2 protein-coding genes (1 of these 2 cut by a window edge) are annotated in these 14,926 nt (G+C 66.7%); both read left to right on the top strand.

Features of this window, described 5'->3' with window-relative positions; all coding sequences use genetic code 11:
• Positions 1 to 3,611, top strand: the final stretch of a protein-coding gene (locus FH041_RS06455) for a non-ribosomal peptide synthase/polyketide synthase (RefSeq protein ID WP_140174277.1). It extends 18,742 nt beyond the left edge of the window; the window shows 3,611 of its 22,353 coding nt (coding positions 18,743–22,353); its start codon lies beyond the left edge, outside the window; the stop codon is at positions 3,609 to 3,611.
• Positions 3,608 to 14,926 carry a non-ribosomal peptide synthetase gene (locus FH041_RS06450; protein ID WP_140174276.1) on the top strand — a complete coding sequence of 3,773 codons (11,319 nt, stop codon included), beginning with the start codon at positions 3,608 to 3,610 and terminating at the stop codon, positions 14,924 to 14,926. Before FH041_RS06455 ends, FH041_RS06450 begins: the two co-directional genes overlap by 4 nt.

The raw sequence follows: 14,926 nt of genomic DNA, 5'->3' as shown, positions 1-14,926 counted from the left end.
TACGTGATGACAGGCTGCTGGCCTGGTTCACCGAAACCGCGCCGGTCAACGTGGAGGCGCTGCGCCAGGCCATGTTGGCCAGCCTGCCCATGCACCTGGTGCCCCAGGCCTTTACACGCCTGGATGTGCTGCCCTTGACCAGCCACGGCAAGCTCGACCGCAGGGCGCTGCCCGAGCCTGCCGTGCTGCACCGGGCCGGCGAAGGCCATGAGCCACCACAAGGTCCTGTAGAAACCGCGCTGGCCCAGGCCTGGGCTGACTTGCTCGGGGTCGAGCAGGTGGGGCGTCACGACAACTTCTTCGAACTGGGCGGGCACTCGTTGCTGGCGGTCAACCTCACCGCGCGGCTGCGCCGCGAAGGCCTGCAGGTCGATGTCCGTACCTTGTTCGGCAAGCCGACCATCGCGGCGCTGGCCAGTACCCTGGGCCAAGCGCGCGGGGTCACGGTGCCGGCCAACCTGATCGCCCCTGGCTGCGAACAGATCACCCCGGCGATGCTGCCGTTGATCGCGCTCGATGACGGCGCCATCGCGCGCATCGTTGCCCAGGTGCCAGGGGGCACCGGCAACGTCCAGGATATCTACCCGCTGGCGCCGTTGCAGGAAGGCATCCTCTACCACCATGTCAGTGCCGACGGCCACGACCCCTATGTGCTGCAGTCACGCTTCGTTTTCGAGACTCGTGGGCACCTGGACAACTTCGTGGCGGCCTTGAACAAGGTCATTGCCCGGCACGATGTGCTGCGCACAGCCATTTTCTGGCAAGGCCTGCCCCAACCTGTGCAGGTGGTGCTGCGCCACGCTTCGCTGGCCGTGCTACCGGCACAAGACGCCGCAGGCGGGCCTCCACCGGCATTCGACCTTGGCCAGGCACCGCTGATGCGCCTGGTCGTCGGTTCGACAGGCCATGACCAGCAAGTGCAGGCCACCTTGCAGTTCCACCACATCGTGATGGACCACACGGCCATGGAGGTGGTGGCACAGGAGCTGATCGCCTACTTGCAGGGCGATGACGCGCCCGACCAGGCGCCGGTGCCTTACCGCAATTATGTGGCCCAGGCGCGCCTGGGCATGAGCCAGGCCGAGCACGAAGCGTTCTTCCGGGCGCAGCTGGGCGCGGTCGAGGAACCTACCTTGCCCTTCGGCCTGAGTGATGTGCAGGGCAATGGCCAGGCGCTGGAGGACGCCACGCTGTGGCTTGACGAGACCCTGGCCGCTCGTTTGCGCAGCCAGGCACGCCGCCTGGGCATCAGCGCCGCCAGCCTGTTCCACCTGGGCTGGGCGCGTCTGTTGAGTGCAGCCACAGGGCAGGGCACGGTGGTGTTCGGCACCGTGCTGCTGGGCCGTCTGCAGGGCGGCGAGGGTGCCGAGCGGGCCTTGGGCATGTTCATCAACACCTTGCCGCTGCGCATCGACCTGGCGGGCATGCCCGTCGAGGCCGCTGCGCGGGCGGCCCATCGCCAGCTCAGCGAACTGCTGGCCCACGAGCATGCCTCGTTGGCCCTGGCCCAACGCTGCAGTGGCGTGGCCGCGCCGCAGCCGCTGTTCAGCGCCATGCTCAACTACCGGCACAGCACCCAAGCCAGCGCCGACCAGAAAGCGGCGAGCGCAGGCATCACCATCGGCCAAAGCCAGGAACGCAGCAACTACCCCCTGGGGTTGAACGTGGACGATGTAGGCCAGGCCTTCCGCCTGGTGGCCACGACCACGCCGGCGGTGGGTGCAGCGCGCATCTGCGGGCAGATGCAGCACGTGCTGCAGGCGCTGGTGACGGCGCTTGAGCAAGCCCCTGAACGCTGCGTGCAGCACTTGCCAGTGCTGCAGGCCGCAGAGCGCGAGCGGGTACTGGCAGCGTTCAACGCCACGGCCAGGGACTACGACCTGCACCACACGCTGCACGGGCTGATCGAAGCCCAGGTGCGACGTACACCGACGGCGGTGGCGGTCAGCGCCGAGGAAGGCGCGCTCACCTTCGAACAGCTCGACGCCCAGTCCAACCGCCTGGCGCATCACCTGATCGGGCTGGGTGTGAAGCCTGATGACCGGGTGGCGATTTGCGTCGAGCGCGGTTTGTCGATGGTGGTGGGGCTGCTCGGGATCCTGAAGGCGGGCGGCGCGTATGTGCCGGTCGATCCGGACTACCCAGCAGCGCGTGTGCGCCACATGCTCACCGACAGCGAACCCGTGGCCGTGCTGGTGCATGGCGCGACCCGGCATGTACCGGAACACCCGGTCCTGATCGATCTGGATGTCCCCGTCTGGCAACATTGCCCGGCTGTCGCTCCGTCGGTGACCGGACTGACACCTCGGCATCTGGCCTATGTGATCTACACCTCAGGCTCGACCGGCTTGCCCAAGGGCGTGATGAACGAGCACGCTGGGGTGATCAACCGCCTGCTGTGGATGCAGGACGCCTACGCGCTGGGTGCCGACGACGTTGTGCTGCAGAAGACCCCGTTCAGCTTCGACGTCTCGGTCTGGGAGCTGCTGTGGCCATTGCAGACCGGTGCGAAACTGGTCATGGCCAGGCCCGGCGGGCACCGCGACCCGCAGTACCTGCAGCACGCTATTGAGGCTGAAGGCGTCAGCACGCTGCACTTTGTGCCATCGATGCTGGACGTGTTCCTCTCGGCCATCGAATCAGGCTGGTCCGCGCCTTCGCTCAAGCGTGTGGTGTGCAGCGGCGAAGCACTGCCAGGCAGCCTCGTGCGCCGCTTCCACCAGCAACTGCCGGATGTTGAGTTGCACAACCTCTACGGCCCGACCGAAGCCGCCGTGGATGTGAGTGCCTGGCACTGCGTGAGCGCACCCGACAACACCCCAATCGGCAAGCCCATCGCCAACACCACCCTGTACGTGCTGGACGAGCAAGGCCAGCCGGTACCGCAGGGCGTGGCCGGCGAGCTGTACATCGGTGGCGTGCAGGTCGCCCGCGGTTACCTGAACCGGCCCGAACTGACCGCCGAGCGCTTCCTGGATGACCCGTTCGGTCAGCGCCCAGGCGGGCGGCTGTACCGCACCGGGGACCTGGCGCGGCACCTGCCGGACGGCAACCTCGAATACCTGGGCCGTAACGACGACCAGGTGAAGTTGCGCGGGCTGCGTATCGAACTGGGTGAAATCCAAGCGGCCATGACGGCTGTCGAGGGCATCAAGGAGGCCGTGGTCATCGCCCGCGACCAGCGCTTGATTGCCTACTACACCGGCGCTCAACAACCGGTGGACGCGCTTCGCACGGCCTTGCTGCACGTATTGCCGGACTTCATGGTACCGGCGCTGTTCATGCACCTTCAGGCCTTGCCGCTGAGCCCCAACGGCAAGCTCGACCGCAAAGCATTGCCCGAACCCGACGTACTGCCGGAGCGCCCGTTCGAAGCCCCCGAAGGGCCGACCGAGACCCTGATGGCTGCACTGTGGTGCGAGCTGCTTGAGGTGGAGCGGGTAGGGCGGCACGACAACTTCTTCGAGCTGGGCGGGCACTCGCTGCTGGCCGTCACCCTGACTTCAAGGTTGCGCGAAGCGGGCCTTGAAGCCGACGTGCGGGCCCTGTTCGACCAACCGACACTGGCAGGCTACGCAGCCATCACAGACAGAATGGAGATCGTCCTGTGAGCATCAACCAATTACTGGCCACACTGGCCGACCACGACGTGCAGCTGGCGCTCAAGGATGGCCAACTGGTGGTGCAGGGCAACCGGCAGGCACTGACCGACGGCGCCCTGGTGGCCCAGTTGCGGGCCCACAAACCGGCGCTGGTGAGCCTGATCGAACGCGGCGAATACGTGGCTCGCAAGCACGGCCCGGTGGCGGTGCCACCCAACCTCATCGCACCTGGGAGCACGCACATCAGTGCAGCGATGCTCAACCTGGTGACCCTGGACCAGGCCGCCGTGGACCAGGTGGTCGCTGCCATCCCGGGCGGGGCGCCCAACGTGCAGGACATCTACCCGTTGGCGCCCCTGCAGCAGGGCATGCTGTTCCACCATGCCCGCGCCGAAGGCCACGACCCGTATGTGATGCAAGCGCGCTTCGCCTTTGCCAGCCAAGCACGTTTCGACGCCTTCGCGCAGGCGCTGCGCGGCGTCATCGCCCGCCATGACATCCTGCGCACGTCGGTACACTGGGAAGGCTTGGCCCAACCTCTGCAGGTGGTCTGGCGGCACGCTGAGCTCGCGGTGCTGACGCTGGCGGACCCGGCGACCGACCGGGACTGGATCGACTTGACCCAGGCACCCCTGATTCGCCTGCTGCGCGAGCCCGCTCAGGCAGATGGCACGTTACACGCCACCTTGCAGTTCCATCACATCGCCCTGGACCACAGTGCACTGGACGTGGTCCGGCAGGAGCTGATCGCCTTTCTGACCGGCAACGGCGCGCAGCTCGGGGCCGCGGTACCGTTTCGTGACTACGTGGCTCAAGCCGTGCTTGGGGTCAGCGAGGCCGAGCACGAAGCCTTCTTCCGCGACATGCTGGGCGACATCGACGAGCCGACCCTGGCCTACGGGCTTGCCCAGGTACAGGGTGGCGACTCGGTGCATGAGGAGCATCAACTCGACTTGCCGCTGGCGCTGTGTCAGGGTTTGCGCAGCCATGCACGCACCCTGGGGGTAAGCGTTGCCAGTCTGTTCCACCTGGCCTGGGGGCGCGTGCTGGGCGGGCTGACCGGGCGCGATCAGGTCGTGTTCGGCACGGTGCTGATGGGGCGCCTGCTCGGCGCGCAAGGCACCGACCGGGCCCTGGGCATCTTCATCAACACCTTGCCATTGCGGGTGGACCTGGCGGCGGCGAACCTTGAAGGCGCTATCCATGTGACCCACAAGCGCCTGACCGCCTTGATGCGCCATGAACACGCGCCACTGGCCCTGGCCCAACGGTGCAGTGGCGTGGCCGCACCTGCGCCGCTGTTCAACAGCCTGCTCAATTACCGGCACAGCGCTGTCGGCCCGGCTGAGCCGCGCCGGGCAGCGTTGGCCGGCATCGACATCATCGACTCGGTAGAAGCCACCAACTACCCGCTGACCTTGAGTATCGACGACCTGGGTGAGGGGTTGCGCCTGACCTTGCTTGCCGACGCCCAGGTACCGGCGCAACGTGTCTGCGCCTATCTACGGCAGACCCTGGAGAGCCTGTTGCACGCGCCGCAGGCGGCGGTACTCGACCTGCCCATGTTGCCTGTCGCCGAGCGTCAATGGCTGCTGGACACCTTCAATGCCTCCCACGCCGATTATGACGAGCAGCATACGCTGCACCAGCGTATCGAGCAGCGCGCCCAGCATAGCCCTGATGAGGTGGCGGCGACCTTTGGCGAACGGCAGTTGAGCTACGGCCAACTCAACCGCCAGGCCAATGCCCTGGCGCATCACCTGATCGCCCTGGGGGTGCAACCGGATGACCGCGTGGCGGTGCTTGCCCGGCGCGGCCTGGAAACGCTGGTGGGCTTGCTGGCAGTGCTCAAGGCAGGCGCAGGCTATGTGCCTGTCGATGCTGCCCACCCGGACGAGCGGGTGCGCTACCTGCTCGAAGACAGCGCCCCGGTGGCGCTGCTGACCCAACGGGCGCTGCTGCCACGGGTCGGTCATAGCGCACGGCCGGTGCTGCTGCTGGACCAGCCCGACTGGCCGGCCCGGGACGACGATCCTGTCGTCAAAACCCTCACCCCTCGGCACCTGGCCTATGTGATCTACACCTCGGGCTCGACCGGTGAGCCCAAAGGGGTAATGGTCGAGCACCTGACGGTGAACAACCTGGTCGACTGGCATTGCCGCGCTTTCGGCCTGGCCCCGGGCCGGCATACCTCAAGCCTTGCCGGGTTCGGCTTCGATGCAATGGCCTGGGAGATCTGGCCGGCACTGTGCGCCGGCGCAACCGTGCACCTGGCCCCGACGAGCGGCGCCAGTGATGACCTGGACGCCATGCTCGCCTGGTGGCAGGCGCAGCCGCTGGATGTGAGCTTTTTGCCCACGCCTGTGGCCGAATATGCCTTCAATCATCACCTGGAACATCCCACGCTGCGCACCCTGCTGATTGGCGGTGACCGCTTGCGCCAGTTCAACCGAACTCAACGCTTTACCGTGGTGAACAACTATGGCCCCACCGAAACCACGGTCGTGGCAAGCTCCGGCGCCGTGCACGCCGGCTGCGCCTTGCACATCGGCAAACCGGTGGACAACGCCCGGTTGTACGTGCTCGATGCGCGCCTGCAACCGGTGCCGCTGGGCGTACCTGGCGAGCTATACATCGGGGGTGCCGGGGTTGCCCGTGGTTACCTGAACCGCCCGCAACTGACGGCAGAGCGCTTCGTGCAAGACCCGTTCGCGACCTCGGCCAGTGCCCGCATGTACCGCTCGGGCGATCTGGTGCGCTGGCTTGCCGACGGCTCGCTGGAGTACCTGGGTCGCAACGATGACCAGGTCAAGATCCGCGGCTTGCGCATCGAACCCGGTGAGATCGAGAGCCGCCTGGCGGCCTTGGCAGGTATCGACGAAGCAGTGGTCATCGCTCGCGAAGATCAGCCGGGGCACCCGCGCTTGGTGGCTTATTACACGGTCAGGCCCGACGTGGCCCCGCTCGAACCTGAAGGCCTGCGCGCCCAATTGCAGGCCCACCTGCCCGAGTACATGGTGCCGGTAGCCTTCGTCGCCTTGCCAGCGCTGCCCCTGACCGCCAACGGTAAGCTCGACCGCCGCGCACTGCCGGCACCGGAGCGCACAGCGCTCTTCGAGGTGGGTTTCGAAGCGCCAGTGGGTGAACTCGAACAGGCCCTGGCCCAACTGTGGGCCGAGTTGCTGCACGTGGAGCGGGTCGGGCGGCATGATGATTTCTTCCGCCTGGGTGGGCATTCATTGTTGGCCATGCGCATGGTGTCCCAAGTGCGCGTACGCCTGGGGGCTGAACTGAGCCTGGCAGCATTGTTTGCCGCGGCACAATTGACCAGCGTGGCCAGGCACCTGGAGCAGGCTGGGCGCAGCGAGGTGCCGCCTATCGTGGCCGCAGCACCAGGGCAGGCCTTGCCCATGTCCTACGCCCAGCAGCGCCTGTGGTTCCTGGCCCAGCTGGAGGGTGGCAGCCAGGCCTACAACGTCCCCCTGGCCCTTGGCCTGCGCGGTAGGTTGGATGTCGATGCGCTGGAAGCAGCCCTGCTGCGCCTGCTGGAGCGCCACCCGGTGCTGCGCAGCCAGTTCAAGGCCGTGGCTGACAGCGCCGAAGTGGTCATTTGCCCGGTGCCGCAGACAGGCTGGTTGCAACGCGAAGCAGTGACGCCCGCCGCGTTGCCCGCCCGGCTTCAGGCGCTTGCCCGAACCCCCTTCGACTTGGCCTGCGGGCCCCTGGTGCAGGCGCATGTGCTGCGCTTGGACGAGCAGCATCACGTACTGGCCATGACCGTGCACCATATCGTGGCCGATGGCTGGTCCCTGGGCGTGATGACCCACGAGTTGAACCTGCTCTACGCCGCATTGCGTGAGGGCCGGGAGGACCCGCTGCCCGCACTGGCCCTGCAGTACACCGATTACGCCGTGTGGCAGCGTCGATGGCTGACGGGTGAACGCCTGCAACAGCAGCTCGATTACTGGCACCAGACGCTGGAGGGCGCGCCGACGCTGATCAACCTGCCCACCGACCGGCAACGCCCGACGCGGCAGGACCTGGCCGGTGCCAGCGTGCCGGTGCACCTGTCGCCGCGTCTCTCGGCGGCACTGCGCACCTTGGCCCATCAGCACGGTGCGACGGTGTACATGACGGTGCTGGCCGCATGGTCAGCACTGCTGGCGCGCCTGTCCGGCCAGTCCGAAGTGGTGGTCGGCTGCCCGGTCGCAGGACGAGGGCGTGCCGAACTCGAACCCTTGGTCGGGCTGTTCGTCAATACGCTGGCCCTGCGCATCGACCCAAGCGCAGCACCGACCGCGCACGCCTTGATAGGCCAGGTACGCGACCGGGTTCTGCAGGCCCAGGCCCACCAGGACGTGCCGTTCGAACACGTGGTGGAAGTGCTGCGCCCTGCGCGCAGCCTGAGCCATACGCCCGTGTTCCAGGTCAGCTTGAACTGGCAGGCGACCGAGGGCGCCGCGCTGACGCTAACAGGTTTGCAACTGGAGGCCGTCAACCAAGCCAGCGCTGTGGCCAAGTTCGACCTGACCTTGAACCTGGGGGAACAGGGCGACTGCCTGATTGGCAGCCTGGACTACGCCACTGCGCTGTTCGATGAGGCGACGGTGCGCCGCCACCTGGGTTACTTCGAGCGGCTGCTCTGGGCGATGACGGCCAATGACCAGCAACCGTTGGCCCAGGTAGACCTGTTGGACGCGTCCGAGCGTGATCATCTGCTGTATGCGCTTAACCAGACACACACTGCCTGTCCCCGCGCGTGCAGCGTGACGCATCTGTTCGAGCGACGCGCGGCCGAGCATCCCGCCGCCATCGCCGCGGTGCATGGCGAGCACGTCCTGGGTTATGGCGAGCTCAACCGGCAGGCCAACCGCCTGGCACGCTACCTGATTGCCCAAGGCGTCAAGCCCGATGCGCAGGTGGCGCTGCTGTTGCCGCGCTCCTTCTCCTTGCTGGTGGCCCAGTTGGCCGTGCTCAAGTGTGCGGCCAGCTATGTGCCGCTTGACCTGCATGCACCTGCCGAGCGCCAGGCGTTCATGGTGCAGGACTGCCAGGCCAGCCTCGTGCTGACAGTGGCCACGGTCAATGCACCCCTGGGCCCACGTCGCATCGACCTGGATACCTTGCAGCTTGCACACGGGTCTGGTGATGACCTGGGCCTGGCACCGGCCGCCGACAGCACTGCCTACGTGATGTACACCTCCGGCACGACCGGTCAGCCAAAGGGCGTGTGCGTCCCGCACCGTGGCATCGTGCGCCTGGTGGTGGACAACGGCTATGTCGAACTGGGCTCCAATGACCGCCTGGGCCTCGCCTCCAACCCGGCGTTCGATGCCAGCACCTTCGAGGTCTGGGGCGCGTTGCTCAACGGCGGCCAGGTGCATGTGATCGACCACGCCACGCTGGTCGACCCTGAGCGTTTCGCCTGCGCGCTGCAGGACCAGGCCATCACGGTGCTGTTCCTGACCACCGCGCTGTTCAACCAGTACGTACAGCTGATGCCCCAGGCCCTGGCCGGGCTGCGGGTGCTGATCAGCGGCGGGGAGCGGGCCGAGCCGGCTGCGTTCCGCGCGCTCCTGGCCCAAGCACCTGGCCTGCGCCTGATCAATGGCTATGGCCCTACCGAGACCACCACCTTTGCCGTCACCTGCGAAGTTCAGGCCCTGGCGCCGGATGCAAACCAGGTCCCTATTGGCCGCCCCATCGGCAATACCCAGGTGTATGTGCTGGATGCGTGGCAGCGCCCGGTGCCACAGGGCGTGGTCGGTGAATTATATGTCGGCGGTGACGGTGTGGCCCTGGGTTATCTGAATCGGCCCGACCTGACCGAACAGCGCTTTGTCCAAGACCCGTTCGGCCAGCAGGCGGGGGCGCGTCTTTATCGCACGGGCGACCTGGTGCGCTGGAATGCCGACGGCCAGCTCGAATGCCTGGGGCGTAACGATGATCAGGTGAAAATCCGCGGTTTCCGTATCGAGCCTGGCGAAATCGAGCAAGTGCTGGCTCAGGCACCCGGCATCGGCGAGGTGCTGGTGATGGCCATGGAGCAGGCCCACGGGCCTCACCGATTGGTCGCCTGGTACACACGCCGTAGCGAGGACCTTGATGGCACGGATCTTCGCGATTACCTGCGCGCCCGACTACCCGATTACATGGTGCCGTCGGCGTTCGTGCCTCTGGTGCGGATGCCGCTGAACAACAACGGCAAGATCGATCGTATGGCGCTGCCGGCCCCGGGGCTGCAGGATCTGTCGACGGTGGTGTTCGAAGCGCCTCGGGCTGGGCATGAGGCTGACCTGGCGCGTATCTGGGCCGATCTGCTTGGGCTCAACACCATCGGCCGGCAGGACCGTTTCTTCGAGCAGGGCGGGCACTCCTTGCTGGCCATGCGCATGCTGGCCCAGGTACGCGAACAGATGGGCTGCGAACTGGCGTTGGCCGACCTGTTCGCCGACGACTGCCTGGCTGCAGTGGCGGCCACCTTGCAAGCCAGCGTGCAGGCCTTGCCGGCCCTGGAACCGATGCCGCGTGAAGGGCGCCTGCCGCTTTCCCTGGCCCAGCAGCGCCTGTGGTTCCTGACCCAGATGGCTGAAGCCAGTGCTGCCTATCACATTCCGGTGGCGCTGCACCTGGAAGGGCGCCTGCACCGTCAGGCGCTAGAGCGCAGCCTGCGTGCGCTGGTGGCCCGTCATGAAAGCCTGCGCAGCCGATTCCATGAGCATGACGGTGAACCGTATGTGGCGCTGGCAACCGATACAGAGGCGTTCACCGTGCAGTGGCACCGGGCCTGCGGGCTGGATTCGCCTGGTCTGCAAGCATGGGCCCGTGCCGAGGTCGCGCGGCCCTTTGCTCTGGACCAGGACCTGCCGATACGCGCTCACGTGCTGGACCTCGGTGATGACCGCCACGCGCTGCTACTGGTCGTTCACCACCTGGTGGCGGATGGCTGGTCCCTGGGCATTCTGATCGGCGAGCTCGCGGCGCTCTACCAGGCTTTCGCTACGCACGCCCCCAACCCGCTGCCCGCGCTCAGGGTGCAGTACCTCGATTATGCCCAGTGGCAGCAGCGCTGGCTCAACGGTTCGGCGCTGGATGCCCAAGCCGACTACTGGCGCAAGCAGCTCCACGGCTCGCCCGCGCTGCTCAGCCTGCCATGGGACCGGCCTCGTCCGGAGCGCCAGCAATACGCGGGCGACAGCGTCCAGGTCCAGCTCGACCTGCCGTCCAGTGAAGCCCTCAAAGCCGTGTGCACGCGCCATGGCGTCACGCCTTTCATGCTGTTCACGGCAGCGTGGGCAGCGCTGCTCGCTCGCCTGTCCGGGCAGCAGGATGTGGTCATCGGCTCGCCGGTCGCCAATCGACGGCAGAGCCAGGTCCAGGGGATGGTGGGCATGTTCGTCAATGCCCTGGCCTTGCGCCTGGACCTGTCGGGCCGCCCGCCGGTATCTGCGCTGCTGGCGCAGGCCAAAGCCGTGGTGCTGGAGGCCCAGGCCCATCAGGATGTTCCGTTCGAACAGGTGGTGGAGCTATTGCGCCCGCGGCGAAGCCTTGGGCATACGCCGCTGTATCAGGCAACGCTGGACTGGGACGCCAACGCCGGGCATCGGGCCCCTGCGTTTGCAGACTTGCATGTCAGCGCCATGGCTGCCGAGGCCGAAGTGGCCAAGTTCGATTTGAGCTTGAGCATGGGTGAGCGGGCCGGCTGCTTTGCCGGTGGCATCGTGTATGCCACCGCGCTGTTCAACCGCGCCACAATCGAACGCTTCGCCGGTTACCTGCAGCGCGTCCTGCAAGCCTTTGCGACCAGCGACCAGGCCATCGTCGCGGACATCGACCTGCTGGCTGGCGAAGAACGCGAGCGGGTGCTGCACGCCTTCAATGCGACCGGCACCGACCATGTCCTTGGCTGTACCCTGCACGCGCTGGTCGAGGCCAAGGCGCAGCGCACCCCGCAGGCTGTCGCCGTCAGCGCCGAGGAGGGCGAGCTGACCTTCGAGCAGCTCAACGCCCAGGCCAATCGCCTGGCTCACCACCTCATCGCGCTGGGCGTGATGCCCGATGATCGCGTGGCGATCTGCGTTGAACGCAGTTTGTCGATGATGGTGGGGCTGCTCGGAATCCTGAAGGCGGGCGGCGCGTATGTGCCGGTCGATCCGGACTACCCGGCAGAGCGTATTCGCCACATGCTCACCGACAGCGACCCGGTGGCGGTGTTGGTGCACGCGGCGACCCGGCATGTGCCCGAGCACGGCGTCGTGATCGATCTGGACGCGCCGTTGAGCCTTGAACTGCCTGCCACCAACCCGGAAGTGCCGGGGCTCACCCCGCAGCACCTGGCGTACGTCATCTATACATCAGGCTCAACCGGCTTGCCCAAGGGCGTGATGAACGAGCATGCCGGCGTGGTCAACCGCCTGCTGTGGATGCAGGACGCCTATGCGCTGGGTGCTGACGACGTTTTACTGCAGAAGACCCCGTTCAGCTTCGACGTTTCGGTCTGGGAGCTGCTGTGGCCATTGCAGACCGGTGCGAAACTGGTCATGGCCCGGCCCGGCGGGCACCGCGACCCGCAGTACCTGCAGCGCGCTATTGAGGCTGAAGGCGTCAGCACGCTGCACTTTGTGCCATCGATGCTGGACGTGTTCCTCTCGGCCATCGAATCAGGCTGGTCCGCGCCTTCGCTCAAGCGTGTGGTGTGCAGCGGCGAAGCACTGCCAGGCAGCCTCGTGCGCCGCTTCCACCAGCAACTGCCGGATGTTGAGTTGCACAACCTCTACGGCCCGACCGAAGCCGCCGTGGATGTGAGTGCCTGGCACTGCGTGAGCGCACCCGACAACACCCCAATCGGCAAGCCCATCGCCAACACCACCCTGTACGTGCTGGACGATCAAGGCCAGCCGGTACCGCAGGGCGTGGCAGGCGAGCTGTACATCGGTGGCGTGCAGGTCGCCCGCGGTTACCTGAACCGGCCCGAACTGACCGCCGAGCGCTTCCTCGATGACCCGTTCGGTCAGCGCCCAGGCGGGCGGCTGTACCGCACAGGCGACCTGGCGCGGCACCTGCCGGACGGCAACCTTGAATACCTGGGGCGTAACGACGATCAGGTCAAGCTTCATGGCCTGCGTATCGAGCTGGGTGAAATTCAGGCGGCGATGACGGCCGTGGACACCGTTAAGGAAGCGGTCGTGCTCGCCTGCGACCAGCACCTGGTAGCGTACTACACGGGCCAGCGTCTCATCCCCGAGGCGCTGCGGGCCGTCTTGATGGCGCGCTTGCCAGCGTTCATGGTTCCGTCGCACTTCATCCACCTGGCCGCGCTTCCGCTCGGCCCTAACGGCAAGCTTGACCGCAAGGCGTTGCCAGCGCCCGAGGTGCAGCAGCGCCCGTTCGAAGCCCCTTGCGGGGACGTCGAGCAGCTTGTCGCGAGCCTTTGGTGCGAGTTGCTCGACGTCGATGAGGTGGGCCGCCATGACAACTTCTTCGAGTTGGGCGGTCACTCGCTGGCGGCCATTCGCCTGGTGGACCGCCTGCGCAAGGCCGGGGTACCCGTTGCGCTCACTGACGTCTTCCAGCGTCCGAGCGTGGCGTTGCTGGCCAAGCAGGTGGATAGGCAAGCGCCAGCGGTAGCGACCGTGATCACGGTCCGGCCGGGTTCTGCCCAGGCGCCGCTGTTCCTTGTGCATGAATTTTCCGGGCTGGACTTCTACTTCCCTGTGCTTGCCCACCAGGTGGGAGGCGACTTTGCCATCTACGGCCTGCCGGGATTACCCAGCGATGCCCCACAGCCACGCACGCTGGAATGTCTGGCGCGCTACCAGATCACGCAGATGCGCACCGTGCAACCCCACGGGCCCTACCGTCTGGCCGGGTGGTCATTCGGCGGTGTGCTGGCCATGGAAATGGCCAATCAACTGCGCGGCGTTGACGAGCAGGTGGCATTCATCGGTTTGATCGACACCTACGCACCGCGCTTGGCCGACCAAGGCAAGGCACGCTGGGAGGGCCCGTATGCCTTGGAGCGGCAGTTGCTGCTCAACTGCACGGCGTACTGGCAAACCAAGGGCGAGGCAGGCCGCGCCAAGCGGGCGCTGCTCGCGCGCCTGGAGCAGGACCAGGCCGACTTTGCGACCTTGCTGGCAAGCTGCCGTGAGCACGAGGTGCTCTACGGCCTGTGGGCCAGCATGACGGACGCCGACCTGCGGCATTATTTCTGCCGAGAGCTTGCCCATGGCCATGCCCTGGCCCATTACCGCCCAGCGCCGGTGGATGTGCCGGTGCACCTGCTCTGCGCCGCGCAGGCTGACGAGGCGCCTGAGGGCCTTGGCTGGCGCACGGCGTTGCCGACCCAGGTGCTGGTGACGCACACCGTTCCGGGGGATCACCGCAGCTTGATGCAAGCGCCCCATGTGACGACCGTTGGCCAGGTGCTGACGCAGGCGCTGGCGTGTGCTGCTGCCCCGGCTGTACCACCGCCCTTGGCCCCCGTGGCTATTCAGACCGGCGCTGCCGGGCACACGCCCGTGTTCTGCGTAGCCGGTGCCGGCGACAGTGTGACCAGCTTCATCGGCCTGGCCGAGGCGTTGGGCCCGCAGTGGCCCGTGCAAGGCTTGCAGGCCCGAGGCCTGGATGGCCTGTCGCTGCCGCACACCTGCGTCGAGGCTGCGGCGGCCTGGCATGTGCAGGCTATCGAAGCGGTCTATCCCGAGGGCCCGCTGAACCTGGTGGGGCATTCGTTCGGAGGCTGGGTGGCCCATGCCATGGCCGCGCGCTTGCAGGCCAAAGGGCGTCAAGTGCGCTCCTTGACGTTGATCGACAGCGAGGGCCCAGGCCCAGGGAGCACCTGCGGCCAGCCCCATACCTTCAGCCAGACGCTGCTGCGCCTGATCGAAGCGCTGGAAATGTCCACCGGCAAACCCCTTGGTCTGGACCGGGTGGCGTTTGCACAAGCCAGCGACGACCAGCAACAGCAGCAACTGCACACGGCCATGGTGCGGGCAGGGCTGATGCCCGCCAGATCCAGTGCGCGTGCGCTCGACGGCACGGTGCGCACTTTCGGTGCTGCGCTGCGCACGCCTTACCATCCAGAGCTGCCGTACACCGGCCCGGCAGGGCTGGTGCTGGTGGACGACCCGGGGCTGGACGCCGAAGGCAACGCTGCCGAGCACCGTCTCATGCAGCAGCGCTGGCAACAGTTGCTGCCTGGGCTGAAGGTATGGAAGGCGCCCGGCGATCATTTCAGCATCCTCAAGGTGCCCCATGTGTTCAGCCTGGCAGCGTGGTGGCATGACGGTCAGGCGCTTGCGCAGGCCCAGGTCGTTCAATAG

It is taken from the genome of Pseudomonas sp. SWI7 (genome assembly GCF_006351945.1).
GTDB lineage: Bacteria > Pseudomonadota > Gammaproteobacteria > Pseudomonadales > Pseudomonadaceae > Aquipseudomonas > Aquipseudomonas fulva.
Note: the sequence above shows the minus strand (reverse complement) of the source record. Positions and strands in the feature narration are given on the sequence as shown.